Source organism: Melaminivora alkalimesophila (genome assembly GCF_000282995.1).
GTDB lineage: Bacteria > Pseudomonadota > Gammaproteobacteria > Burkholderiales > Burkholderiaceae_C > Melaminivora > Melaminivora alkalimesophila.
The window spans coordinates 1-261 of sequence record NZ_ALEE01000778.1; the positions used below are offsets into that span (position 1 = coordinate 1).

Sequence of the window (261 nt, forward strand, 5' to 3'; positions counted from 1 at the left end):
GCCCGCTCCTGCCGCTCCTGTGCCTGGAGCGCACGCTGGCGCTCCAGCAGGGCATTGTCCTGCTCGCGGGCCGCGCGGCGCGCCTGCTGCAGGCAGCCCGTCACGGCGAAACGCTGGTAGCAGGCCTGCTCCTGCCGCGCCAGCGCCTCACGCAGGGCCGCACGCTCGGCCTCCAGCTCGGCCTGCAGCTGGGTGCGCTCACCCTCTCTTGCCGACGGGGCGGCGGGCCCCTGTGCCACGGCGGGCGGGGCAGACACCAGC

Annotated in this window: 1 pseudogene; it reads right to left on the reverse strand. The window is 76.6% G+C overall.

The features are described 5' to 3' along the window. Window positions 1–239: pseudogene (locus tag A612_RS14990) on the reverse strand (hypothetical protein); the annotation flags it as partial. Window positions 240–261 lie beyond the last annotated feature (22 nt).